The organism is Bacillus sp. B25(2016b) (assembly GCF_001679765.1).
Classification (GTDB): Bacteria; Bacillota; Bacilli; order Bacillales; family Bacillaceae_G; genus Bacillus_A; species Bacillus_A thuringiensis_K.
The window spans coordinates 1,959,950-1,983,419 of sequence record NZ_CP016285.1; the positions used below are offsets into that span (position 1 = coordinate 1,959,950).

Sequence of the window (23,470 nt, forward strand, 5' to 3'; positions counted from 1 at the left end):
TTGTCTGATCCTAAAAAACGTTTGTTCAAAGCTAATTACTATTTTAGCTAAGTGATAGATTACATTTTATGAGTACGAGAAAGTCTTTTTATAAGTTTAGCAAGGACAGAAGTTAATTCCTGTTTCATACGCTTCGTAAACGATGGGTCCTTACCTGAAGTTGAAATAGTGACAACATATTCATTATTTCTTATAACGCCAGGTGTGTGAAAAGATGATTCTGTACCATCACTTACAACGTTAACCCACTGGAAATCATGAGCGGCCTGTTTGACCATCATATTTACAGCGTGTTGATTTGTAGCTGCATAAATAAGGTGAGCATCTTTAATATCATCATTACTAAAAGCTTTTTGCTTCCAAGTAATATAAGAAAGTCCCTTCATTTCCTCGCAAATTTCTGGGCTGATAACGGTGACAAAAGCGCCTGTATCTTTTAATCCAGACGCTTTTCGATATGCAATTTTACCTCCACCAATGATAATGACCACTTTATTTTGTAGATTAAACATAAGAGGGTACATGTTATACATATATGCATTCCTCCATTCGTTCTAATAATGTTAACTTCATGTATGTATCAAACTGAAGACAGTTACAAGTCGTAACGTGATCATATTTTTTTGTATGCAATTTAATTTTTTGAAGTAATAATCCGGTAAAGAGAAGGTACGGCATGACATATACATGGGACGCAGTCGATGTTATAGCCTTGAGCTCAGCAGCAAAAGAGGGAGTTCCTTTCGTTAAAAAGGAACAGGATACTGGCATACCAAGTTTTCGTTCGACAGCTGCTCTGATTTGTTGTAATTCATGTATCGGTTGTGGATCACTACTGCCTCGTCCTACGAGTAAAATACTACTATTTTGCATTGACATAGCTTCACGTATTCTTTTCACTACAAGTTCCACCATATGTGGATGTGTACTAAAAGGAGGTACAACTGAAAATGTTATTTGTGGATATTGCTTTTGTAGTTGCTCTATTTCAAAAGGAATATCACGTTTATAGTGAGCTGCTGCAAATAATAAAACAGGTACAATCATTATTTCAGTTACTCCCTCTATTATCGTTTCTGTAACTGCATCCGAAATAGTAGGTGTCGTTAGTTCTAGAAAAGCTATTTTTTGAATTCTTTCGTTTCGCTCTTTCATAACAGATTGAATAAATTGAATGAATTGTTCATTACCTTCTTGTAGCCGGCTCCCATGTCCAACATATACAATTCCTTTCATTGTCTCACCATGTCTTTCTTCATAAGAGTTTCTTGTAATTGATGATCTACGTTATGAAACCCAACTTTATTTGCATAGTGTAAAGTTGGAACGTCGGTATACGAGAATGGGAGAGTAAGGATATTGATAAAGCCAAGGCGTTTTATTTCTGCTAGAAACGTATCAATAGAAGCACGACCTTCAAATACAATGCTATCCCATGAGAATTCAGAAAGAATACGTGAATGAATTTCATCGAAGCGATGATCAATTGTGTACTCATGAGTCATCATATAGGAACCAGCACCAATTTTTTCTTGAATAACAGCAATTCGGTTAATGTTTCGTCCTAAATAAACTGTTGTATTGGAAGAGAACTCTGCTTGTTTACTTAGTAGCCCATATTGCATAAGTTTTTCTTGAGTGGCAACGTTCATATGTTGTAGTTGCGCTTGTAAAGAACGAATATCTTTTTGGTGTTTACTACATGATTGCATCAATATTTCTACACTTTCAGCTGAACAAAAAACAAGACGATTAACGTTAAAAATTTCATTGATTTGTTCAAGTGTTAATGTGTATTCTACCTTTTTGAAAGTAGGAATTTGATATATTTCTGCACCGGCTTCTTGTAACTTTTGCTTCATTGAACTTGTTTTATTCGTTGCAGATGCAAATAAAACTTTTTTCTCGTGTAATGGTTTACGTTCTTTCCAAGCGATCTGATCCCGTAAGGAAACGACATCACCAACAATTGTCATAGAAGGATTAGAAATATTCTCGTTTTTGACGATAGGAACAATAGTTGAAAGTGTTCCTGTGACAACGCGCTGTTTCCCTGTCGTACCCCATTCGATGACTGCTATTGGTGTATCTTCCTTTTTGCCTGCTTGTAGTAAATTTTCGCAAATTGTAGGTAAGTTTTTTATACCCATGTAGTAGGCGATTGTGTCGCTATTGTGGGATGAATTATATTTTCCATGATCGGTTAAAGGACCTTTCGCATGCCCAGTTAATAAAGTGACGCTATTACTATAGTTGCGGTGGGTGAGGGGGATGCCAGCATAGCTACTAGCGGCGATGCTAGATGTAATGCCTGGTACAATTTCATATGGAATGTTCGCAGATGCTAAAGTTTCTGCTTCTTCACCAACACGGCCAAAAATAGATGGATCTCCGCCCTTTAAGCGGACTACGATTTTTCCTTCTTTCGCAAATTGAAGGAGGTGGGCGTTAATCATTTCTTGTCGCATAGTATGATTCTTTGGCATTTTTCCGCAATAAATAAGTTCGCATGTTTCTTTTGTATAACTAAGAAAGAAAGGGTTTAATAAACGGTCATATAAAACGATATCTGCACGATTTAAACAATCTATCGCTTTCTTTGTAATAAGCCCTTCATCACCTGGTCCTGCACCAACTAAATATACATATCCGTTCATAATCGCACCTCATCTATTTTTATGTAAAAGGAAGCCAGGGGGAGGCTTCCTTTCGTAAATTACATGTATATATAAATATCCCCGTCAATAACTTCTACTTCATACGTTTGAATACAACCGTCATCAGGTTTTTGAACTTCACCTGTTAGTAATGAAATTTTCCAATCATGTAGTGGACAAAAGACGAATTCGCCAGACACAATTCCTTCTGCTAACGGTCCGTTTTTATGAGGACAACGATTTTCTACAGCTCGAACATCGCCATTTGAAAGGCGGAATAGGGCGATAGATATACCTTTCATTTGCACCTCTTTACCGATTTGAATAGGAAGGTCTTCTGCACGCATAATTTTTATTTTATCTTTCGTTTGTATCATATAAATCACAGCTCCTTATTTCACAGTTTCTACTTCATACATCGCTTTTAACGACTTCGTTTCTATTGCTTGTCCCCAAGCTTCTTTATATGTGCCACGAGCTGTTTGGAAGCGTTCATTTAGTGTAGTGACCATATTTGCATCTTGCAGTATTTCTTTTATGTGATCGAAGCCTAAACGCTCTGTCCAGTAGGCAGTACGCTCTCCGTAAATACCAGTTTCACGATAATATTGCATGTAAGCTGTAGCGATGCGAAGGACATCATCTTCAGTAGGGACAATCATTACAAAATCAGCTTCGCGTACTTCCGTACCACCATTTCCGCCAATATAAAGTTGGTATCCATTTTCGACACAAACAACGCCAAAATCTTTCGTCAGTACTTCCGCACAGTTACGCGGACAGCCCGTTACACCCATCTTCATTTTATGAGGTGTATCTACCATTTCTAATGATTGTTCAAGCAACATACCAAGTCCTAATGAATCTTTCGTACCGAAACGGCAGAAACGAGAGCCAACACATGATTTTACATTACGAAGAGATTTTGAATACGCATATCCAGAAGTCATATTTAATTCAGCCCATACGTTAGGTAAATCTTGTTTCTTAATACCGTATAAGCCAATTCGGCTCGCACCTGTAATTTTCACAAGTGGAACATCGTACTTTTTCGCAACTTCAGCAATTTTCATTAAATCATCAGCTGTTGTAACACCTCCGTACATGCGTGGAATAACAGAGAATGTACCATCGTGCTGGATGTTACCATTCATTCTTTCATTCACGAAACGGGATGATTTATCATCTTCATATTCTTCTGGAATCGCCATACGTAAATAGTAGTTTAAAGCAGGACGACATTTTGAACAGCCTTCTTCAAGTACAAAACCAAGAACGTTTCGTACTTCTTTTGGAGATTTTAAACCTTTCTCATGAATGGCCGCTACGACTTTATCACGTGATAAAGGTGTACATCCGCACATACCGGTAGACTGCACAGAAGCATCAAAAGCATCTCCAAGTGTATGAGATAAAACTTGTTCTACAAGCGGACGACATTTACCACAAGACCCTGCGGCTTTCGTACAGCCTTTAACTTCTTCAAAAGTCTTTAACTCTTGTTCTAAAATGGCGTGAACGATTGTGCCTTTCGTAACACCATTACATCCGCAAATCGTGTCATCAGCACTCATAGTAGCAACGTTAAGTTCACTTTCTTCACCAGCTTTGTGAAGAATGGAAGCGGCTGTATATTCTTGTATATCTTCTTCTTTCTTTAACATGCTAAAGAGGCGTGTTCCGTCAGCTGTGTCACCATATAAAACGATACCGATGACTTTATTGTCACGAATTAATACTTTTTTATAGGAACGTTTACATTCATCAAAGATTGATATTGCTTTCGTTTGAGCATCTTCATAAATTTGACCAGCAGAGAATAAATCACAACCTGCAACTTTTAATTGCGTACCGACAATACTGCCCGAATATCCATCAGTTTGTAAATTTGTTATATGTTTTGCTAATATCGCACCTTGTTCATAAAGAGGAGCAACAAGTCCATATGCGATACCGTCATGCTCTGCACATTCTCCAACTGCATAAATGGACTCATCATTTGTTAGCATATAGTCATTGACTACAATACCGCGATTTACAATTAAACCAGCATCTTTTGCTATTTGCGTATTTGGGCGTATTCCGACAGCCATTACGACTAAATCACAATCTACAACTTCACCATCTTCAAATTGAATGCCCTCAACATGGTCTGTACCAAGAATTTTTACAGTTTTCTTTTCCATTAGAAATTTCATGCCTTGCGCTTCCAAATCTTCGCGTAATAGAGAAGCTGCTTTCGTATCTAGTTGCTGCTCCATTAAGTTTGGCATTAAATGAACAACATGTACGTCCATCCCTAAGTCAATAAGACCTCTTGCGGCTTCTAAACCAAGTAACCCACCACCAATAACAACGGCCTTTTTCTTTTCTTTAGCGGTGTCTATCATAAATTGTGTATCTTCAATTGTTCGAAATCCTGTTACACCAGGAAGAGTAGAACCTTCAACAGGTAAAATAAAAGCACTAGAACCTGTTGCGATAATGAGTTTGTCATATGTAAGAGTACGATTTTTTTCGGTGATAATGATTTTTGCTTCCCGGTTAATAATTTGAACTCTTTCGTTTGTATATAAAGTTATTTCGTTTTCTTCATACCAACTGTATTCATTCATAATGATATCTTGCATATTTGTTTTGCCTTGTAAAACGTGAGAGAGCATAATGCGATTGTAGTTTGGATGTGGTTCATCTCCCAAAATAGTAATCTCATATGAATCACTATTATGTTTTAATATTTCTTCCATACAGCGTATTCCAGCCATACCATTTCCGATCATAACTAAACGTTTTTTCATTTTCGTTTCCCCTTTTTCTGTGAAATGTTGAACAAAGGATTATATTTCTATTATAGAAAATCCAAAAAAGGGGAGATGTGATATTTATCACATTTTTATAATGATTCACAAATTGTTAAAATTCGGATTTATTCGAGAGGGATGTGTTTATTCTTTACCAAATGAAAAAACAGGACATAAGTATGTATACTCATGTCCTGCACTTGATTTATACTCTCGTAATTGCACGTGGAAATAAAATGTTATTTTCTAAATGAATATGCTCAAATAAATCAGACTCTAGTGCTTCAAGGCGTTGGTAAACAAGTCGATAAGTGCCGCAAGCTCCTTCTGGAGGAGTAAAGTCATTTGTAACTTTACGAAGCTCTTTAATAATGTTGCCTGCGTGGTTATGTTCATTTTCCAACTTATCTACTACTTTACGTAAATTCACATAGTTTTCTTCAATTGGATTTTGTTCAAATTCTAAAATTAATGGAAAATCTTCTGTTTCTTCTTTAATTAAATGTTGTTCTAATTCCATCTTTAATTCGTGAAATAGCTTATGAATTTGAGCTAAATGAGGCTGACTTGCCCCATGAACACGTACTACTTTTGTCACATACGGACTTAATTGTGGCAACTCTTCATTTAAATAGCGATGATGCTTATTTATAACATAATCAATCAATTCGCGATAAGAAGCATTTTTCCAATCAATTTCAGATTCATTTAATCGTTTCATATTATTATAAAGCGTATTTAACTCTGTAAGCACTTCAGTAGCTGATAAATTTCTTTCATGAATTGCATCAATAAGCGGTTTATTGCCACCACAACAAAAATCTATTCTATATGATTTAAAAAGATCACTAGCTTTCGGGAATTGTGTAACAATCTCACCGACAATAGAAGTTTCAGTAAATGTATGTTCCATATGAATGCCTCCATAAAGTTTAAATGTAATATCTGAATTAAGAATAGCGATAAATTAAAATCTATGTAGTGATTGAAATCACTTATTCTGTGTCATTTTTGAGAATAATAATAAGAATGTTATTAAAATAAGGGGGGAAAGTAATAAGTGGTAATATTTTACGTTAATAAAAAAGAAGCTTAGTAAAAGCTTCTTTTTCATTATTATTTTTCACATGCAATTCCATCGCCATCACGATCAAGATGAGAGCTATAACCTGGTTGCCCTTTATGTAAAGGAGCTTTCCCAGCTGCTCTAACTGCAGCACAATTTTTGTAGTATGCACTATCAGTATTACCATTAGCTGGTTGTGTTTGAGCTTGCTGTGCTTTTTGCTCTTCTTGTTGCTTCCGATTTTGTTCGTCAGCTAGGCGTTTTTGTTCTTCTTGTTGTTTACGAGCTTGTTCATCAGCCTGACGTTTTTGTTCTTCTTGTTGCTTACGAGCTTGTTCATCAGCCTGACGTTTTTGTTCTTCTTGTTGTTTACGAGCCTGTTCATCAGCTAGACGTTTTTGCTCTTCTTGTTGTTTACGAGCTTGTTCATCAGCTAGACGTTTTTCATCCTCTTGCTTGCGAGCTTGTTCCTCGGCTTGACGTTTTTCATCTTCTTGCTTACGAGCTTGTTCCTCGGCTTGACGCTTCTCATCTTCTTGCTTTTGAGTTTTTTCGTCCGCCGCTTTCTTTTCTAGCTCTTTTTTCTGTTCGCTATCTTTTTGCTCTTCATTGTTAGAGGCAACTTTTGTACTAGTTGCTGTCGTTTTTTCAGAAGAAGGAGCTGAAATACCTAATAACGCAACAAAAATGACAAATAATACGGCTGTAATAATAAATTGTTTTTTCGCTACACCTGTTTTCTTAATAACAGATAAGATTGCTAGCACAAGGAAGAAAATAAATAAAACAAAACTTAAAATAGAAAAGAATTCAACAATTGGGTTATTAGAAGTTTCAGCACTAGTTATTATTGATACAATCGAAATCATAAAAAGAATAACGGCAGGACGACCATATTGTTTTGCTTTTCCATTTTTCTTAAAGAATGAAATGATACATAAAATTAAAAGAATAAAAGCAATAAAAAATAAAGCAGCACCAATATTACTCAAAATCGCCATTTTCATACCTCCATTTGTAAGATTTTTCTTATTGATTATATAGGAACTTATTGGATATTACACATTTTATATAAATTTAGAAAATTAATATTTTTCCTAAACTTATAAACATTTATTTTGTATATAAGGAAAAATAGATGTATTTCCTATTACTTTTTGAAAGAGATTTCATAAATTATAGTATATCGATTGAAAGGAGGAGATTTGAATGGAATTTCAATTGTTGGTAACTTGTATATTACAAGAAGGTAATGCTTACTTTTTAGTAACGAAGGTAGACGATGTTATTACGTTAAAAGTACCGATTACTGCGGGAGTAGCAGGTTTATTCTTAGCTTTAGGTGTACCAAGATGTTCTTAATTTAAATCTCTATAGTAGAAGGGGAAGGGACATGCCTTCCTTTTCTACTATTACATAATATAATTATGTAAACTTAAATATCATATTTGTGATAGCACGTTTGAAATGGACATGCATATACTATAATGTTTCATTGGATGTTAGCGGTGAAAGGTAGTTTTAATAAGTGCATCCAGTGATGTTTTTAAGCTATGAAAATAAAAGAGGTGCTATTATATATGAAAAGAAAAACATTGGATATTCCAGTTACATTGCGAAGAGAGTGGTTTTTAATAGAGTTAGCTCATTTAACGAAAAAATATGGAATTGAAATTGCAACTAGCAAAATGGATGCTGCACCGTTTTTAAGAGATCAAGTTACGGAGTCAAAGATAGGGGAAGGGCTACAATACGATAAATATGATGATGAGTATATAATTGAAAATTAAAGGGTAACAACAAAATTAAATTAATTTATAACAAAATATAAAATAAAGCAGATTCTAAATATAGAATCTGCTTTATTATGAAATACTTGTAGTCAACTAGCCTCTTTCTAGTGTTTTTCCTACATATTTCTCTTGCGTTATTCCAAAAGAGTCACGAAGAATGCGAGCATAATCTTTAGAGCCTATTGGTCGTTTATTTTTGGTGCCTTTAAAGGTTTCTGTATAATTTTTATTTGTTAATGATATGTGACCATAAGTAGTTAATTTACAAGTGATAGCTCCTTTATTAAAAGGAGATTCTTTATGCTCTACAATCACTTTTTGAATGTTATTCACTTTTTTCTCATCTATTGGATCTACAGTGAAAGCATAGCCTATTTTCCATTCGTTTGAAGGTTCAGATTGTAAGAAACTTGTAGATTCCCCGTTAGCTCCTTTTCTCATTTCTAAAATATGCGTACCTTTTCGAGTATTTTGCTTACGAATTCGATATTCTCCTGTTTGAGAGGAGATGACTTCTCCGTTAAAAGGGACTGGATGTAAAGGGAGATGAGATGCAAAACCTGCATCCACAACATAATCTTTATCCTCATGACTTAATATGATAATGACATGACCATCATCGGGTTTCCATTTATTATCGTACAGATCATAAACAGTACCGGCTACTTTGTATACTTGAAACCCACAATCAATTAAAAAATAATACAATAAGGAGTTTAATTCATAACACAGTCCACCTCGTTTTTGAATAAGTAACTTTTCTATTAAGTTATCTTTTGAGATATTTTTAATAGTACCAGCCATAATATCAAGATTTTCATAGGGGAGAATCATTCCCATTTTTAACAGAATTTCATCTAAATCATCAAATGTTATTTCTTTTGCAGGAATTTTTAAGCGTTTAAAAAACTCCTTTTGTAAATTGGTCATCATAAAGTATTCTCCTTTCTTTTTACAGAATTTTCTTCTGCTCACCGATAGGTTAGTACTTCTAAAAAGTTAATTCAAGTGCGCGGAAATTATCATAATATATGTTTCTGGAAATATGATTTTCTATTCGGAAATTTCAGTTTAATTTTTAATCATAGGAAAGTCATATAATATAAGCTCCTTTAAAATTAGTTTGTATTTAATGAAAAGAAAGTACATATCTTTATTATATTTTTCAATAACTAACTAGTAATAAAATATTTTTTTACTAAAATTTTTTCAAGATTTGTATGCTTTATATAAACAATAATGATTTAAAAAATATCTGGGTGTAGCGAAGTTAACAATTATTGAGAAACTTTTTTGTCGTATTCTATCAAAAGGAAGAGGTAGAAACAAAGAGAATAACGAGAGTTAAGGAAGAGGGTATACAACTAGTAACCTTCTAAAAATAGGGCTAACATCTTTTTAAAATAAAAGATTAGCTATTATTAAGGAAGGGAAAATATAAAATATTATAAAGAACACCTTCTTTCAAAAAAATAGGGGGAGTAATATGCGACTGATGAGAAGATGTGTGGCCTTACTAATTGTATTTTTTATCATGGCTCCAACGATTAGCACAAATGTACAGGCAGAAGTTGTAAAAGAGCTTGGAAAGGGGTTTCCTGATACAGAAGTATTCACACCTGGAGAATGGTTTTTAGGCCAAAAACCAGCTAATTATGATGAGAATAAACCGCCAATTCTCTTTGTACAAGGAAGAAATGGTAATGCTGATAGTTGGTATGGAAAGACAGTATATCATGATATAAATGATATGTATGATTATGCTTTAAAAGCAGGCTATCAAACAGTGTTTATACAATTGTATGATGCAGCGGGGAAAGGTTCGGCTAGTCAGTGGGATAATGGAAAATTGTTAGCACAAAAACTTGAAGAGATATATAATCATTTCGGTAAAAAAGTTAATATTGTAGCGCATAGTAAAGGTGGTATTGATACACAAGCCGCATTAGTTGAATATGATGCGAATCGATTTGTTGGAAATGTTATTACACTTGCTACACCGCATCACGGCTCAAATTTAGCAGATTTGTCATATAGTTGGTGGGCAGGGTGGCTTGCTTCTATATTAGGTCAAAAAGATGATGGTACGTATTCGTTACAAATAGGTGAAATGGCAAAGTTTCGTTCAATAATAGATAACAACCCAGCAGCTAAATTAAACCGTTACTATACGGCTACTGGAACTAGCTGGGGACCAACATTTTCTGCATTATCTATGGGCGGGTTATATTTATCATCGTACGGTTCAAATGACGGACTAGTAAATGAATGGAGTGCGAAGCTATCGTACGGTACACATTTATTTACAGATTCCAGATTTGATCATGACAATATAAGAAAAGGATCAGCTGTTTTTGCACGAATTGAACCATATTTACGTACGACAAATGTGGGATTACCAGCTTTAGTAGCACCCAGCAATAGTTCAAATGAAAATCTAGAACAATTAAATACAACTTCAAATCAAAATATTTTAGGAGGCGAATTACCACAAAATCAGTGGATAGAGCAAAGTATTTCTGTTGATAAAAAGGCTGAAGGAATAGTTTCTGTACTAACTGCTTCTTCTGATGTAGAAGTACAAATGGTATCTCCAAAAGGAAAAATCTATGCAAATAAAGATAGCGCTATAACTACTGGTGAAGGCGAATCTTTCTTTAATGGGGCGACAATTAGAACATTTAAGTTTGATAAATTGGAAGTAGGCGAATGGAAAATCAAAATGATGGCGAAGCAGTCGAAAGATGCATATTTAGTTGTAAGCGATTACAAGGATGACGCACCATTTGTTCTTCGAATGCCTACAAAAGTTAAAGTAAATAAACTTGAGTATAAACTCAAAAAATCACCTGTAGCACCTGAAATGAAAGGGGATCTTTCCATAACAGTAAGAGTCGTTAATAAAGAAGGTAAGTTAGTCTCTGAATTTAATGAATTACAAAATGTTCATACGAATACATTTTCAGGTGCTTTGAAAGATATAAAACAACCGGGAGTATATAACGTTACGATGGATATAAAAGGGATGAATAAAGAAGGAAAACCATATAATCGTACGATTGTTAAGTCGGTTTATGTAGAGAAATAAGGAAGAATAAATAAGCATAATAAAAAAGTGCAGAAATCTTGTGTTAGAAAGAATTCTGCACTTTTTTATGTGGGGTGAGATAATAAAAGTTGAAGAAAACTGTTATTCAATAAAAAAAGATGCTGAAATAGCATCTGAATGTGAAGAAATAATATTACCTCCGATTCTTAATAAATTAAAACCATATAGTAGTATGTGGAAATTAATTGCAATTGGCATGTATGCTTGTACTATAAAAGGAAATAGATTTGGAATATAAAGCGGTCAAATAATGAAATGTAGTATTTGGGTATTACCTGTAACACCTTTTGAAGATGATAAGCTTCAAAATTTGATAGAAAAATCAATGGAATTTCTAAATGGATTGAAGTAACAAGGAAACGTTTATCACGCTATTTTCCGAGCAGTAAGACTCCCACCTCAAAATTCAGCGAAAGCAAAGAAGTTAGATGGGGGATGAACTAAACCCCCACTCATTAAAATTTCACTTTACTATATTAATTTCGTCTGACAAAATAGCAATATTACCTTTAGCTGTATGGATGTTATCATTTGGTGAAGTTATGATATTTAATCGTATGTATATTAGATTATTTAGTTTATTTTTTATTTGCGTAGTTGAGCAGGAAGAAGTCAGAAAATATAGAATAATGTACATATGAAGCATCATTTGTTTTTGGTGTGAATAGTAATTAAAGATACGCTAAAATATTTAAAATTGTAACGAAAGAGAGATTAAATAATAGAAGGAGCAACTTACATGGAAAATATATTAAAGGTATCTTCAAAATCAAGCCCAAATTCAGTCGCAGGTGCAATAGCAGGAGTACTAAGAACAAGTGGTAATGTGGAAATTCAAGCGATTGGGGCTGGAGCTATAAATCAAGCGATTAAAGCAATTGCGATTGCAAGAGGGTTCGTCGCTCCAAGTGGTATTGACTTAGCTTTTGTTCCAGCATTTCAAGAGATTTCTATCAATAATGAAGAAAGAACAGCGATTAAATTAATTGTAGGCCCTAGAAAGAAAAGGTCTTAGTAGAAGAGAGTGTTACTATAAGGGAAAAAGGCCAATTGATTTCCCAGGTTAGATACGTTATTTTATGTAACCGATTCTTGGGTGTGGACACGGCATTATACCGGACGCATGTCTGTTAATTTCTCCTTAAATTTAGCGCGTGTTCTAGATACTTAAAAATGCCAAATCCTTTGTGATATAAGGAATTTGGCATTTTTGATGTTTTTAAAAATAAACAACCCTAAAACTGCTCATTTAGAAGATTTAGTTTTAGTAGCGGCCATTGAACGTTTTTATGATAGTTTACCTGATAAATGGAGAGAAATAGTAGCAGACAATATTGATTGTGCTAGTTATGTAGATGGGAAATATGAAGCGCACGTTTTAATGGAAAATGGTATGGAAATAAAAATAGAAATCTTTTATGTGGAAGAAGACAAAGATGAAGAATGGATATATAAAGCTTATAAAGTTTTATTATAGAAATTTCATTTTCATACAAAGGGGAATTGATATGAATTTTGAAAACTTTGAAAAACAAGAGCAATTTAAACAGTTACAAAAAAATAATGTTGTAATTGTGAAATGGAAAAAAAGCGTAAGGCAGTACAAGGAATTAGGAGAAATCACACATCATAATTCTCACACAATTAATCGTATAAATGAATTGATTTTGAATGTACCTAGAAATGATTACTTTTCCATCAATAACTATTTAATAGGAGAATCGTGGGCAGAAGAAGTTTATGTAGTGAATCCATAAAAAGAGCAGCTAGCAAAAGCTAATTGCTCCAACCAGTAATATTATTCCAAAGAGTCCTTGCTTATAAAAGGACTCTTATTATTTTTAAATCTTACAGTTTATTTAATAACAGTTGCAGTTCTTCTTTACTCAGCCAGGGCTTCTTCCTATGCAGCACCCTATGACAATTAGCACATACCATTATAATATCCTCTACTTTGGTTACAGAGCCCTCTTTAAGCTCTGATACAGGTACAGTGTGATGACCTTCAATGAAATCTTTTCCTAATTCCCCGTATGCCTTATAAAAATCAAAACCACAAACTTCACAGAACAGCTTCCCACCATGTAGTTGTTTAAATCGCTCCTTAGCCAATTTAATTACTTTGCTGTTGCGCTCGTAGGATAGGTGTGCCTTAAGGATTTGTCTACCTTCAGCAAATGCTTCTTCGCCGTCTATTAAATCAGAATTACTATTATTATCGTAATCTCTTAGCCCCCACAAACCATTTCCTTTACCATTTACAGCATAAAATAACCTTTGTAAATATCACATTCACTTGAATGTTGATAAATGGTCTTTCTAATTCTTGCAGCTATAGACTGTTCGTGTTGGTATCTATTCAAGTCAATTTTATTACGCTCCATAACCTTTGTTTTAATTTGATTCAGTGTTCCTGCTCCATCTAGTTCGGTTAATATTGCTATAATTTCATCTAACCATGAAGTGCTGTTGGACATACATATACCTCCTAATAAAACATATGTACTTATTTTTATTTTAATCTTTTACATTTATATATTCATATTTTTTTGAAATGGAAGTAAATGGTTATGTGTAATTATAGAAGAGTTTACCAATGAAAAGTAACTGGGGGATTCAAAAAATGAATCAAACTATTTTAGAGAAAGTCCTAAAATTTCGGGACGATAGGAACTGGAAGCAGTTCCACAACCCTAAAGATTTAGCTATTTCTCTTTCTTTAGAGGCGAGTGAGTTGTTGGAGAATTTTCAGTGGAAAAGCAGTGAGGAAGCTGTAGAAACAAAAAAAGAAGACATGAAAGATGAGTTGGCAGATCAATTGGATATTGATTTAGAAGAGATTATTATAAACAAAATAGAAAAAATAATAAAAAATATCCAGTAGAGAAATCTCGAGACTCTAAAAAGAAATATAATGAAATTTAAAAAAGGTGGAATTAAATATGTTATATCTTTTTACTGCAAGTAATGATAGTGCTATAAAAAATTTGGAAGCTACTATTGAAAAACCATATCCTATTTCTACATGTTTAGCAGATTTAGATGCCGATACAGTAACTAAACTTAAAGATAATGAATTACATGAGAATGTATGTATGTGGGGAGCAACTCCTGGTTCTTCAAATGTTGATAGATGGGAAAAGTTAAAAGAGGGTGACGGGATTTTAGCATATTCTAAAGGGGAATTTAAGTTTTTCGGGACAATTTTTGCTAAGACTCATAACCCAGATGTGGCTAGAAAAATTTAGAAAACAAACGATAATGATGAAACTTGGGAATACATCTATTTTATTAAGGACCTAAAACCTGTAAACATTAAAGCAATCGAATTCGCAGCTTTCTTTGGCTACAAATTGAACCATACACCACAAGGATTTACTAATATTGATTCAACAAAATTAGAAATTAAATTAGCAAAATATAAATCTATTGATAATATTATTAAAGCGTTGAATGAGAGCTTTATTCTTTCTGAGGATGAGCAAGAGGAAGATATGTATCAGGCTAATATTGATTCGGATTTTAGTAAAGTAAAGATTGCAGAAGAATAGAAACCGGAAAATCGAAAAAAAACTAAAATGGAATCTGGTAGGGAAGTATGGCCTCGTGATCCGAAAAAAGCTAAACAAGCTATTAAACAGGCAGAATTTAAATGTGAAATAGATGACACAAAGGTAGAATGTTTCATACTTAAACATAGGTATTATTGTGATGGAAATTTAAATTTCGTCTTTTGAAAGTATCAATAATTTGTATTATTTTTATAGGGTTATATATTTTTCTTTTGCTCTGCTGTATAGCAGAGCTCTTTTTTGTCGTACAAAAGCCACCTATATATGTGAAGTGCACCCCAATTGTTAGGCTGTGTCTAACAATTGGGGTGCACTTCAGTACTGTCGGGCGGCTTCTTTTAATTTATATTCACCAATTCATCAAACTTAAACTTAGTATTCAAACCAAAAGCATCTGTACAATATATAGTTTTCGTCATCGGTTCAATATGTAATACATTTATGTACATGTCTTGCACCATTCCATCACGATAGTATGAGGTATGTATTTCTTCTTCCTCGTGAAAAGATTGCATTAACGCTCTTTCTATTCGTTCCATAGTATCTTGTGTTAAAAAAGGTTTAGGTACTTTATATTGTTCCTCAAACATTCTATGTATTTCCTCGTATTGCTCCGGTATTGAAGCAAACGGATTCCATTTCACCATACCTCTTCCACGTACTACAGGAAAGCCGTTATATTCCATGATGTAATACCTCACTTTTGTTTTTTTAACTCCACTACAAACAAACGTGTGTTCTTTTTTGGGGTTTGAAAAGGGACCATTTTGTTAACATGAATATTCAAAAATATTTTTTCAAGTTAGAATATTCAAAAACTTATTTATGCAAACAAGCATGTCATGATAACATTTAACAAAAGGGGGTAGAAGTAGATGAGTGTTGACATTATTTCTAAAGAAGAAATCACAAAATTATTAAACGACTGGTATCAAGCTATGATTTCACAACGTGTATTACAGTCTCAGAAAATAAAAGAAGATATTGCAAATAAAATCAATAATATTAAGGAAGACCAAACAATATTAGTCTACTACGCTTTATTGAATGCACGGTATAAACTGCTAATTCGGGATATGGATAGTACAAAAGATATTCTGGACAAAATCGAGCCTTTACCAGAGTCTACAGAAACATTTTTAGAGTACTATCATCATTTATTTAAAGCAATTTACGCTATTAATAAAGCAAACCATAGTGAAGCAAGAATGCAATTTGAAAAAGCTGAAACGTTTTTAGAGTACATGCATGATGAAATTGAAAAAGCTGAATTTAATTATTGGCTTGCAGTCCATTACTATCACGTATTAAAACCGATCTTAGCAGTTCAATTTGCTACAAAGGCGAATGAAGTATTTTCAATTAGTCCAGGGTATGAATTAAAAACTGCAGCATGCTTAAATACTTTAGGAATGGCACACATTCGACTAAATGAATTCGAAAGTGCAGAGGAATATTTACTTTCAGCACTAGGTACCTTCCAAAAATCTAATGATGAACTTCTTATTAAACGAGTTAAGCATAATTTAGGACTTTTATACGCAAGTCAAAACATGCCAGAGTTAGCAATTAAACACTTAGAGGATTCATTAGAAAATAACGCTAAAACTATGTTTCTTTTAGCAAGAGAACATTTTAAGTTAGGTTATAGTCATATCGCTAATGAATATATTGAGAATGGCTATAAGATTAGCGACTTATGTTATCGTCATCATTTCCGAATTTTAAAAGCAGTACATAACTATGTACCGCAAGAAGAATTAGAAAATGTGGTTATAGAAGGTATTTCGTATTTTGAAAAAGAAGAATTATATGATTGGGTAAAAGAATATGCTTCTCTTTTAGGTGAAATATTCTATGGTTCAGAAAATCACAGAAAAGCAAGCAAGTATTTGCACATCGCTTTAGATGCAGACAAAAATAGCATAGAAAGAAGGGCGCTAAAATGAAAAAAGCAATCTTATTAATGATGATGTTATCCGCTGTTTTTACTTTTGGTCTTACTAATGTAAAAGACATACCACAAAACGAAGCAATTGAAGTGTTTATGGATCATGGAGAACATATTTAAAACCTAAGGAAGAGGGCGCTTATAGTGTCCTCTTTTTAATATCTATTATTTATATGATGAGGTTGCAGGTACGTCTTTTGGTTATTGTTTGATAAACGTAAGATGTTTCTAAAAATGTGTATACAAAGGTGTAATTTTGTACTGTATATGTTCACATATTTGCTCACATTTTGTTCACGTACTATATAAAAAAGTATGAAAATCTATAAAAATAATTATTTCAATAAAATTTGTTTTAGATATTAAAAAGTGCCAAACCCCTTGTGGTATAAGGGGTTTGGCACTTTTGTGTTTTTTATATTTTATCAAATAAACAACCCTAAAACTGCTCATTCTTCTCCCAAGATTCAACGATATAATGTGCAATCGTCGGATTGAAGCCTTTACCAACTAAAAACATAATGGCAGCAACTTCTGTTAATGCGTGTTCATGTGATGTATGTTTTGCTTCATTTAAACCGTAATCTACCCATGGTTTTACGAAATCTAGTACGGGTTTCTTGAAAGGTAAAAACTGTGTACCGACAACTTGTTGAATTTGTTGTTGTGTTGGTTCAGTAATTGGTCCAGGTGGCAATATTTGTGGTTGTGTAATGTCTAGTGTTGGTCCAGGCGGTAAAATTTGTGGTTGAGTTGGATCTATTGTTGGTGGTTTAGGTGGTGAGACACGTGCGTCGTAGTTTGGTTGATACATTTGTTGTTGGTATTGCGGTTGTTGTGGTTGAGTTGTGTATGGGTTTTGTGGTGCTGCATATGGATTTTGAGGATATTGTTGTTCTTGGTTTTGTGGTGCTACATATGGATTTTGAGGATATTGTTGTTCTTGGTTTTGTGGTGCTGCATATGGATTTTGTTGATATTGTTGTTCTTGGTTTTGTGGTATTACATATGGATTTTGAGGATATCGCTGTTCTTGATTTTGTGGTGCTGCATATGGATTTTGAGGATATTCATAATTTGGACGTGTGTCATATGGATTTTGTTGAAATTCAGTTTCTAGGTTTTGCTTTGTTGCATATGGGTTTTCGTCATATTGTGGCTCTTGCTGTTGTAACTCTTGTTCTTCGTATTGTTCTGTGTATCTCTGTTCTTGTTGTTGAGGATACAATGGTTGCCTTGGATAAGGCGGTTGATTATTATAGAACATGTTTATTCCTCCTTCATGATGATGCCTACCACCTAGTGTATGGGCGGACAAGAAAATATGTGATGAAAAAATGCGGGCGTGTTACAATAAGTAACTGGGTGAAGATAAAATGACAAAACAAGAAAAAATTCAAAAAACAATTACTTTTGTAAAACATATTTTAGAAAAAGATGCGAGTGGGCATGATTGGTATCATATTGAACGTGTACATAAAATGGCGATTTCTTTATCTGAGCAAGAAGGTGGAAATCGTTTTATAATTGAAATGGCAGCATTACTTCACGATGTGGCAGATGAAAAGCTAAATGAAAGTGAAGAAGCAGGAATGAAAAAAGTTTCTGATTGGTTAGAAGAGCTACGGGTTGAAGAAGAGGAAAGTAAACATATTCTTCATATCATCGCCAATATGTCTTATAAAGGTGGCCATGGCGGCACAGTAGAGTCACTTGAAGGGAAAATTGTTCAAGATGCGGATCGTTTAGATGCTCTTGGTGCAATAGGAATTGCTCGTACATTTGCATATGGTGGGGCGAAAGGGAGATTAATGTATGACCCAACTATTCCGCCGCGTGAAGAAATGACGAAAGAAGAATATAGAAAAAATAATGATCCATCTTTAAATCATTTTTATGAAAAACTTTTGAAATTAAAAGATTTAATGAATACGAATGCAGCAAAACAAGAGGCTGAAATTCGTCATCGTTATATGGAACAGTTTATTGAACAATTTATGAAAGAGTGGAATGCACAAATATGAAAATGTTAACTGTGGAGAACTTATCAAAATCATATGGGGAAAAGCCGTTATTTGATGGATTATCATGTAGTATTACAGAAGGACAACGTGTCGGAATTATTGGTGTAAACGGAACTGGTAAATCGACATTATTAAAAATTATTGCAGGATTAGAAACTCCTGATACAGGTGATATGACGCATTCACGTGGGTATACAATTAGTTATTTATCACAGCAACCAGAGTTTGATGAAAAACTGACAGTATTAGAGCAAGTGTTCCATGGTGATACACCTTTAATTCGTCTTCTTCGTGATTATGAAAAAGCACTATTAAATATTGAAAAAGATCCAAGTAATGAAAAAGTACAGGAACAATTATTTGCAGTGCAGCAACGTATGGATGCAATGAGTGCATGGGAAGCAAATGCAAATGCGAAATCTCTTTTAACGAAATTAGGAATTACGGACTTCACTGCAATTGTTGGGAACTTATCTGGTGGACAGAAAAAACGTATCGCAATGGCACAATGTTTTATTGAAACACCTGATTTATTAATTTTAGACGAGCCTACGAACCATCTTGACCATGAGACAGTTGAATGGTTAGAAGAATATTTAGCGAGATATACAGGTTCGGTATTACTTGTAACCCATGATCGTTATTTCTTAGATCGTGTGACGAATCGTATTTTTGAATTAGATAATGGTAAATTATATAGCTACGAAGGAAACTATAGTACATTTTTAGAAGCGAAAGCACTTCGTGAAGAGCAAGAATTGGCACAAGAATCGAAACGCCAAAATTTATATCGTCGTGAACTTGCTTGGATTCGTCGTGGTGCAAAAGCCCGTTCTACGAAACAAAAGGCGCGTATTCAGCGTTTTGATGAGCTAAAGGCACAAGAAGGACCAGCTGCAAAACAGTCAGTTGATATTGCACTAAGCGGAAGTCGTCTAGGAAAGAAAGTACTTGAGTTAAAAGATGTAACGAAAAAATTTGGCGATAAGACGGTATTACATAATTTTAATCATATTGTGAAACCGGGTGATCGTATCGGAATTATTGGGGCGAATGGAAGCGGGAAATCTTCCCTATTAAATATGCTTGCAGGTAAGTTATCTCCTGATAGTGGTGAAGTTGAAGTAGGACAAACTGTAAAAGTTGCTTATTATACGCAAGAAAATGAAGAGATGAATTTAAATCAGCGTATGATTGAATACATTAAAGAGATTGCAGAAGTTATTCATACGACAGATGGAAAAGTAATTGGTGCATCTCAAATGTTAGAACGTTTCTTATTCCCGACGCATTCACATGGTACACCACTTGGTAAACTATCTGGTGGTGAAAGAAGACGTTTATATTTATTACGTATTTTAATGGGAGAACCAAACGTACTTTTACTTGATGAACCTACGAACGATCTAGATACACAAACATTAACAGTACTAGAAGATTATTTAGAAGATTTCCCAGGTGTCGTTTTAACTGTATCGCATGACCGTTACTTATTAGATAAAGTAGTAGATGAACTGTTCATCTTTACTGGTGGAGGCGAAGTGCGTGAGTTTTTAGGTAGTTATACAGATTATTTAGAAATGGAAAAAACGAGAGAACTTATGGAGAAAGCGGAAGTTCAAAAAGAGAAAAAAGTTGTAGAAGAAGCTCCAAAACAACAACGTAAACGTAAACTTTCATACAATGAACAGCGTGAATGGGAAACGATTGAAGATACAATTGCCGAACTTGAAGAGAAAATTGAGTCAATTGGAGAAGAACTTGCGAAAGTTGGATCTGACTTCACAAAGGCACAAGAATTATCTGAAGCACAGCAGAAAACAGAAGAAGAGCTAGAAAAAAAGATGGAAAGATGGAGTGAACTATCAGACATCGTTGAAGGATTAAAATAAAAACAAGCTGCATATATTGAAAAGTAAAGAGAAAAACTTTACACTATTGGTAGAACCTATTTTAGGAGGGAAAAAATGAGAACATCTAATCCAATGTTGAAAAAAGAGGCATTCCGTAAAGAGGGAGCAAGCGCTTCTGCGATGACGATTGGCGGAACAGTAGGCAAAACGTTTATTATGCTTATCTTGCTACTTGCAACGTCTGTCTATTCATACATACAGATGATGCAGGGGACGATGAAGATGCCAGTATTAATTGGTGCTTTAATCGTTGCGGCAATCATCGCATTCGCGTCTATGTTCTTCCCGCGTATTTCACCTTTTGGTGCACCAATCTATGCAGCGGTAGAAGGGGTTGTGTTAGGAAGTATTTCAGCAGTTTATACAATGAAATTTGGCGATTCTATCGTTTTAAATGCTGTATTACTAACAATCTCAATTCTATTTGCAATGTTAGTGTTATATGCAACACGCGTAGTAAAAGTAACGGATAAATTCCGTACAGGCGTTATGGCAGCAACACTTGGAATTATGGTTATGTATTTAGTCGTATTCCTACTAAATATGTTTGGTGTAACTGTTCCATACATTCACCAAGGTGGTACAATCGGTATTATTATTAGTGCAGTTGTTATTGTAGTTGCTGCATTAAACTTATTACTAGATTTCGATTTAATCGAAAATGGTGTACGTAGTCAAGCTCCGAAATATATGGAGTGGTATACTGCGATGGGACTAATGCTTACATTAGTATGGTTATACTTAGAAATTCTTCGTTTTGTTTCTTACTTTACGAAAAATGACTAATAAAAAAATCCTGCATGAAAAATGCAGGATTTTTTTATTTTCAAAGATATATTGAATGTATGGTATAATATGGATGTTAGCAGCTTGAAGTGAAGGAGATGGAATATGATGAAAGAGAAGAAGGGGATTATGAAAAAACTATTTTCTAAAAGTTTTTTCATAGAACTAGATGAAGCTTTAACGTATCCATCATCAAAAGTTATTACTTCAGCGATTGAAGGATATGCAACTGAATGCAATGGAAGACTAAAATTTGAGAGTAAAGTTAAACCGATTACTTTCTACTTAGAAAATGTAATGTACCGTGCTGAAATAAAGATGGCTCACGGAGGATATTACATATCTTGTACTGAAGTGTAATAAATTTTGAAATCATACATGTTTGAACTATGTATGGTTTCTTTTTTTGTTTTGTAAGGTCTAAAATAATACTTTTTACTTACGGATATAACATTTTGGTCTTTTTACCATTCAAACATTTCTCCTTACAATGAAGAAAAACATGTGAGGTGGTATAACTTATGATGAATCGAGTTGTATTAATCGGTAGATTGACAAAGGAGCCAGAATTATACTACACAAAACAAGGCGTCGCTTATGCACGAATATGTGTTGCGGTGAATAGAGGATTTCGAAATAGTTTAGGTGAACAACAAGTCGATTTTATTAATTGTGTCGTTTGGCGCAAATCGGCTGAGAATGTAGCTGAATATTGTAAGAAGGGGTCGCTCGTTGGGATTACAGGGCGTATTCAGACTAGTAATTACGATGATGGACAAGGCAAGAGAATATATAGAACTGAAGTTGTGATTGAGAGTATTACCTTTTTGGAGAGAAGGCGGGAGGGGGCATCGTAATAAAAGGTGATTTTAAGTAATAGCTTCGGAAAAAATTGTGGAAAGTATTTTAATAAACTTAAAGAGGGGATACCGCCAGCTTTTTTGAAAAAATAAGTAAAGAGTATATAAAATTTTAGAACGTTTTTTGGCTAATCCAGTAACAAACGAGAATCGTAAAACCCATCACAGGATAGGAATGTATAAAAAGATGAATCGAGTGATAGAAAATAAAAAAAGGATCCTTTCTGAGAGTAAGGAATCCCCTTTTTTATTGTTTCTTGCAAGTAAATTATTTAAATTCTTGTCTATATAATTTAAACGAATAAATAGCTCCAACGAAGAATACAAAGGTTTCAAATAATATAAAGATTTGACGGAAATTCTCAATATCTTTACCAACTAAAGAGATAAATATGCAATTCATTAGAATTTGAGTAGTAAACATACAAGAAATAATTTTTAAATAAATAGGATTTGTTCTTTCATCTGGTTTACCAATTTTTTTGTAAATAATAATAAGTGCAATTACTGAACCCAAAAATAGAAGTGCTGTAAGTCCTACAACGATATTGAAATTGCCTGTACTTTCTAACATCCATTTATTTAATAAATCAATCATTATTATCTTCCTTTCCTACATAAGAGAATATTTCGTTCTTCTTTTTCACTATAATAAAAAAAGAAAAAGGAAAACATCGAACTTTCTTACAAACATTCGTGTATTCTTACAGTTTTGTCATTTTGCAAATGTATTCATCGCCTTGTCTTTCACTATTTTCTTTGGAAAACATAGTGAATTACGAGAAAGAGCGCTACAAGATCAACTTCCGAGAACGAAAAATATGTAAATAAGCTATCCATATGGATAGCTTATTATATTTTTTGCTTAGCGTGTTTTTTTCAAAAATAATGGCGATGCCTCAAGAAATGGATAAAAAGTAAAAATCATCGGAAACGAA

At 33.9% G+C, this 23,470-nt stretch carries 27 protein-coding genes and 3 pseudogenes; 18 read left to right on the plus strand and 12 right to left on the minus strand.

From position 1 onward, the window contains the following. Window positions 1-59 precede the first annotated feature (59 nt). The 7 genes from BAQ53_RS10100 to BAQ53_RS10130 all read right to left on the minus strand — a co-directional run bounded on the left by BAQ53_RS10100 (window position 60) and on the right by BAQ53_RS10130 (window position 7,525). Entirely contained in the window at window positions 60-533 is a 474-nt protein-coding gene (locus BAQ53_RS10100; RefSeq protein ID WP_000282585.1) for a precorrin-2 dehydrogenase, read from the minus strand. Continuing rightward, complete coding sequence (locus BAQ53_RS10105; protein ID WP_208906828.1) at window positions 526-1,236, minus strand: sirohydrochlorin chelatase; 711 nt, start codon at window positions 1,234-1,236, stop codon at window positions 526-528. The genes BAQ53_RS10100 and BAQ53_RS10105 overlap by 8 nt, the downstream gene beginning before the upstream one ends. Further along, window positions 1,233-2,657, minus strand: coding sequence for a uroporphyrin-III C-methyltransferase (locus BAQ53_RS10110; protein WP_001014937.1), 1,425 nt, complete (start codon window positions 2,655-2,657; stop codon window positions 1,233-1,235). The genes BAQ53_RS10105 and BAQ53_RS10110 overlap by 4 nt, the downstream gene beginning before the upstream one ends. Before the next feature lie 59 nt (window positions 2,658-2,716). After that, window positions 2,717-3,034, minus strand: coding sequence for a nitrite reductase small subunit NirD (gene nirD / locus BAQ53_RS10115; RefSeq protein ID WP_000616667.1), 318 nt, complete (start codon window positions 3,032-3,034; stop codon window positions 2,717-2,719). Window positions 3,035-3,049: 15 nt separating this feature from the next. After that, on the minus strand, window positions 3,050-5,455 hold the full coding sequence (gene nirB / locus BAQ53_RS10120; protein WP_000746954.1) for an NADPH-nitrite reductase large subunit: 2,406 nt from the start codon (window positions 5,453-5,455) through the stop codon (window positions 3,050-3,052). A gap of 208 nt (window positions 5,456-5,663) precedes the next feature. Beyond that, complete coding sequence (gene ric, locus BAQ53_RS10125) at window positions 5,664-6,371, minus strand: iron-sulfur cluster repair di-iron protein (protein WP_000401365.1); 708 nt, start codon at window positions 6,369-6,371, stop codon at window positions 5,664-5,666. Window positions 6,372-6,574: 203 nt separating this feature from the next. Next, a complete protein-coding gene (locus BAQ53_RS10130) occupies window positions 6,575-7,525 on the minus strand; it encodes an excalibur calcium-binding domain-containing protein (RefSeq protein ID WP_000996465.1) in 951 nt (316 codons plus the stop codon). Window positions 7,526-7,733: 208 nt separating this feature from the next. On the opposite strand from BAQ53_RS10130, the gene exsG reads away from it, so the two are divergent. Together exsG and BAQ53_RS10140 are read left to right on the plus strand one after the other, a co-directional pair. Then, the gene (gene exsG, locus BAQ53_RS10135) at window positions 7,734-7,886 is read left to right on the plus strand and encodes an exosporium protein ExsG (RefSeq protein WP_000395679.1); all 153 of its coding nucleotides are present in this window, start codon (window positions 7,734-7,736) and stop codon (window positions 7,884-7,886) included. A gap of 218 nt (window positions 7,887-8,104) precedes the next feature. Continuing rightward, a complete protein-coding gene (locus BAQ53_RS10140) occupies window positions 8,105-8,314 on the plus strand; it encodes a hypothetical protein (protein ID WP_000824206.1) in 210 nt (69 codons plus the stop codon). 96 nt (window positions 8,315-8,410) lie between these two features. Here the strand turns inward: BAQ53_RS10140 and BAQ53_RS10145 are convergent, their stop codons facing one another. Continuing rightward, window positions 8,411-9,250 (minus strand): arylamine N-acetyltransferase family protein, encoded by an 840-nt coding sequence (locus BAQ53_RS10145; protein WP_000988899.1) that lies wholly within the window; start codon window positions 9,248-9,250, stop codon window positions 8,411-8,413. Between the two features lie 553 nt (window positions 9,251-9,803). On the opposite strand from BAQ53_RS10145, the gene BAQ53_RS10150 reads away from it, so the two are divergent. From BAQ53_RS10150 to BAQ53_RS10170, 5 genes are all read left to right on the plus strand, one after another. Then, the gene (locus tag BAQ53_RS10150) at window positions 9,804-11,405 is read left to right on the plus strand and encodes an esterase/lipase family protein (protein WP_001238694.1); all 1,602 of its coding nucleotides are present in this window, start codon (window positions 9,804-9,806) and stop codon (window positions 11,403-11,405) included. 40 nt (window positions 11,406-11,445) lie between these two features. Continuing rightward, window positions 11,446-11,664 carry a hypothetical protein gene (locus BAQ53_RS10155; protein ID WP_000893485.1) on the plus strand — a complete coding sequence of 73 codons (219 nt, stop codon included), beginning with the start codon at window positions 11,446-11,448 and terminating at the stop codon, window positions 11,662-11,664. A 501-nt stretch (window positions 11,665-12,165) separates the two neighbouring features. Further along, a complete protein-coding gene (locus BAQ53_RS10160; protein ID WP_000427801.1) occupies window positions 12,166-12,441 on the plus strand; it encodes a stage V sporulation protein S in 276 nt (91 codons plus the stop codon). Window positions 12,442-12,639: 198 nt separating this feature from the next. Beyond that, window positions 12,640-12,903, plus strand: coding sequence for a hypothetical protein (locus BAQ53_RS10165; protein ID WP_000478849.1), 264 nt, complete (start codon window positions 12,640-12,642; stop codon window positions 12,901-12,903). 31 nt (window positions 12,904-12,934) lie between these two features. After that, entirely contained in the window at window positions 12,935-13,183 is a 249-nt protein-coding gene (locus tag BAQ53_RS10170; RefSeq protein ID WP_001008602.1) for a hypothetical protein, read from the plus strand. Between the two features lie 91 nt (window positions 13,184-13,274). Here BAQ53_RS10170 and BAQ53_RS26450 read toward each other — a convergent pair. Beyond that, a pseudogene (locus BAQ53_RS26450) lies at window positions 13,275-13,903 on the minus strand (HNH endonuclease). A 119-nt stretch (window positions 13,904-14,022) separates the two neighbouring features. On the opposite strand from BAQ53_RS26450, the gene BAQ53_RS10185 reads away from it, so the two are divergent. The 3 genes and pseudogenes from BAQ53_RS10185 to BAQ53_RS26455 form a co-directional block, all read left to right on the plus strand. After that, the gene (locus BAQ53_RS10185) at window positions 14,023-14,310 is read left to right on the plus strand and encodes a nucleoside triphosphate pyrophosphohydrolase family protein (protein WP_002025705.1); all 288 of its coding nucleotides are present in this window, start codon (window positions 14,023-14,025) and stop codon (window positions 14,308-14,310) included. A 58-nt stretch (window positions 14,311-14,368) separates the two neighbouring features. Beyond that, entirely contained in the window at window positions 14,369-14,674 is a 306-nt protein-coding gene (locus tag BAQ53_RS10190) for a restriction endonuclease (RefSeq protein ID WP_139032739.1), read from the plus strand. Between the two features lie 246 nt (window positions 14,675-14,920). Then, window positions 14,921-15,097, plus strand: a pseudogene (locus BAQ53_RS26455) (HNH endonuclease); the annotation flags it as partial. 239 nt (window positions 15,098-15,336) lie between these two features. Here the strand turns inward: BAQ53_RS26455 and BAQ53_RS10200 are convergent. Then, window positions 15,337-15,684 carry a YolD-like family protein gene (locus BAQ53_RS10200; protein ID WP_000456183.1) on the minus strand — a complete coding sequence of 116 codons (348 nt, stop codon included), beginning with the start codon at window positions 15,682-15,684 and terminating at the stop codon, window positions 15,337-15,339. 189 nt (window positions 15,685-15,873) lie between these two features. Between BAQ53_RS10200 and BAQ53_RS10205 the strand changes: the two genes are divergently transcribed. Both BAQ53_RS10205 and BAQ53_RS10210 read left to right on the plus strand, forming a co-directional pair. Then, window positions 15,874-16,947 (plus strand): response regulator aspartate phosphatase, encoded by a 1,074-nt coding sequence (locus BAQ53_RS10205; protein WP_000109856.1) that lies wholly within the window; start codon window positions 15,874-15,876, stop codon window positions 16,945-16,947. Next, on the plus strand, window positions 16,944-17,069 hold the full coding sequence (locus BAQ53_RS10210) for a hypothetical protein (RefSeq protein ID WP_000709202.1): 126 nt from the start codon (window positions 16,944-16,946) through the stop codon (window positions 17,067-17,069). Before BAQ53_RS10205 ends, BAQ53_RS10210 begins: the two co-directional genes overlap by 4 nt. A gap of 319 nt (window positions 17,070-17,388) precedes the next feature. Here BAQ53_RS10210 and BAQ53_RS10215 read toward each other — a convergent pair whose 3' ends face one another. Then, window positions 17,389-18,216: a hypothetical protein gene (locus tag BAQ53_RS10215; RefSeq protein WP_089148428.1), complete on the minus strand. Its 828-nt coding sequence runs from the start codon at window positions 18,214-18,216 to the stop codon at window positions 17,389-17,391. A 109-nt stretch (window positions 18,217-18,325) separates the two neighbouring features. On the opposite strand from BAQ53_RS10215, the gene BAQ53_RS10220 reads away from it, so the two are divergent. From BAQ53_RS10220 to BAQ53_RS10240, 5 genes are all read left to right on the plus strand, one after another. After that, window positions 18,326-18,973: an HD domain-containing protein gene (locus BAQ53_RS10220; protein ID WP_000165966.1), complete on the plus strand. Its 648-nt coding sequence runs from the start codon at window positions 18,326-18,328 to the stop codon at window positions 18,971-18,973. Beyond that, window positions 18,970-20,865 (plus strand): ABC-F family ATP-binding cassette domain-containing protein, encoded by a 1,896-nt coding sequence (locus tag BAQ53_RS10225; protein WP_208906829.1) that lies wholly within the window; start codon window positions 18,970-18,972, stop codon window positions 20,863-20,865. Before BAQ53_RS10220 ends, BAQ53_RS10225 begins: the two co-directional genes overlap by 4 nt. Window positions 20,866-20,940: 75 nt before the next feature. Continuing rightward, a complete protein-coding gene (locus tag BAQ53_RS10230; protein ID WP_001260655.1) occupies window positions 20,941-21,672 on the plus strand; it encodes a Bax inhibitor-1/YccA family protein in 732 nt (243 codons plus the stop codon). A gap of 105 nt (window positions 21,673-21,777) precedes the next feature. Further along, window positions 21,778-22,032 (plus strand): DUF4318 domain-containing protein, encoded by a 255-nt coding sequence (locus BAQ53_RS10235; protein WP_089148429.1) that lies wholly within the window; start codon window positions 21,778-21,780, stop codon window positions 22,030-22,032. A gap of 161 nt (window positions 22,033-22,193) precedes the next feature. Then, the gene (locus tag BAQ53_RS10240; RefSeq protein WP_089148430.1) at window positions 22,194-22,529 is read left to right on the plus strand and encodes a single-stranded DNA-binding protein; all 336 of its coding nucleotides are present in this window, start codon (window positions 22,194-22,196) and stop codon (window positions 22,527-22,529) included. 271 nt (window positions 22,530-22,800) lie between these two features. Here BAQ53_RS10240 and BAQ53_RS10245 read toward each other — a convergent pair whose 3' ends face one another. Next, complete coding sequence (locus BAQ53_RS10245; protein WP_000566284.1) at window positions 22,801-23,130, minus strand: hypothetical protein; 330 nt, start codon at window positions 23,128-23,130, stop codon at window positions 22,801-22,803. 139 nt (window positions 23,131-23,269) lie between these two features. On the opposite strand from BAQ53_RS10245, the pseudogene BAQ53_RS26605 reads away from it, so the two are divergent. Then, window positions 23,270-23,344 (plus strand): annotated as a pseudogene (locus tag BAQ53_RS26605) (transposase); the annotation flags it as partial. Between the last annotated feature and the right edge of the window lie 126 nt (window positions 23,345-23,470).

Coding starts and splice junctions, on each gene's coding strand:
- BAQ53_RS10230 (WP_001260655.1), top strand. CDS start 20,941: ATGAGAACATCTAATCCAATGTTGAAAAAAGAGGCATTCCGTAAAGAG.
- BAQ53_RS10130 (WP_000996465.1), bottom strand. CDS start 7,525: ATGGCGATTTTGAGTAATATTGGTGCTGCTTTATTTTTTATTGCTTTT.
- BAQ53_RS10245 (WP_000566284.1), bottom strand. CDS start 23,130: ATGATTGATTTATTAAATAAATGGATGTTAGAAAGTACAGGCAATTTC.
- BAQ53_RS10210 (WP_000709202.1), top strand. CDS start 16,944: ATGAAAAAAGCAATCTTATTAATGATGATGTTATCCGCTGTTTTTACT.
- BAQ53_RS10190 (WP_139032739.1), top strand. CDS start 14,369: ATGTTATATCTTTTTACTGCAAGTAATGATAGTGCTATAAAAAATTTG.
- BAQ53_RS10215 (WP_089148428.1), bottom strand. CDS start 18,216: ATGTTCTATAATAATCAACCGCCTTATCCAAGGCAACCATTGTATCCT.
- BAQ53_RS10110 (WP_001014937.1), bottom strand. CDS start 2,657: ATGAACGGATATGTATATTTAGTTGGTGCAGGACCAGGTGATGAAGGG.
- BAQ53_RS10150 (WP_001238694.1), top strand. CDS start 9,804: ATGCGACTGATGAGAAGATGTGTGGCCTTACTAATTGTATTTTTTATC.
- exsG (WP_000395679.1), top strand. CDS start 7,734: ATGGAATTTCAATTGTTGGTAACTTGTATATTACAAGAAGGTAATGCT.
- BAQ53_RS10140 (WP_000824206.1), top strand. CDS start 8,105: ATGAAAAGAAAAACATTGGATATTCCAGTTACATTGCGAAGAGAGTGG.
- BAQ53_RS10225 (WP_208906829.1), top strand. CDS start 18,970: ATGAAAATGTTAACTGTGGAGAACTTATCAAAATCATATGGGGAAAAG.
- BAQ53_RS10105 (WP_208906828.1), bottom strand. CDS start 1,236: ATGAAAGGAATTGTATATGTTGGACATGGGAGCCGGCTACAAGAAGGT.
- BAQ53_RS10100 (WP_000282585.1), bottom strand. CDS start 533: ATGTATAACATGTACCCTCTTATGTTTAATCTACAAAATAAAGTGGTC.
- BAQ53_RS10185 (WP_002025705.1), top strand. CDS start 14,023: ATGAAAAGTAACTGGGGGATTCAAAAAATGAATCAAACTATTTTAGAG.
- nirD (WP_000616667.1), bottom strand. CDS start 3,034: ATGATACAAACGAAAGATAAAATAAAAATTATGCGTGCAGAAGACCTT.
- BAQ53_RS10240 (WP_089148430.1), top strand. CDS start 22,194: ATGATGAATCGAGTTGTATTAATCGGTAGATTGACAAAGGAGCCAGAA.
- BAQ53_RS10165 (WP_000478849.1), top strand. CDS start 12,640: ATGTTTTTAAAAATAAACAACCCTAAAACTGCTCATTTAGAAGATTTA.
- BAQ53_RS10145 (WP_000988899.1), bottom strand. CDS start 9,250: ATGATGACCAATTTACAAAAGGAGTTTTTTAAACGCTTAAAAATTCCT.
- BAQ53_RS10235 (WP_089148429.1), top strand. CDS start 21,778: ATGATGAAAGAGAAGAAGGGGATTATGAAAAAACTATTTTCTAAAAGT.
- ric (WP_000401365.1), bottom strand. CDS start 6,371: ATGGAACATACATTTACTGAAACTTCTATTGTCGGTGAGATTGTTACA.
- BAQ53_RS10205 (WP_000109856.1), top strand. CDS start 15,874: ATGAGTGTTGACATTATTTCTAAAGAAGAAATCACAAAATTATTAAAC.
- BAQ53_RS10220 (WP_000165966.1), top strand. CDS start 18,326: ATGACAAAACAAGAAAAAATTCAAAAAACAATTACTTTTGTAAAACAT.
- nirB (WP_000746954.1), bottom strand. CDS start 5,455: ATGAAAAAACGTTTAGTTATGATCGGAAATGGTATGGCTGGAATACGC.
- BAQ53_RS10160 (WP_000427801.1), top strand. CDS start 12,166: ATGGAAAATATATTAAAGGTATCTTCAAAATCAAGCCCAAATTCAGTC.
- BAQ53_RS10200 (WP_000456183.1), bottom strand. CDS start 15,684: ATGGAATATAACGGCTTTCCTGTAGTACGTGGAAGAGGTATGGTGAAA.
- BAQ53_RS10170 (WP_001008602.1), top strand. CDS start 12,935: ATGAATTTTGAAAACTTTGAAAAACAAGAGCAATTTAAACAGTTACAA.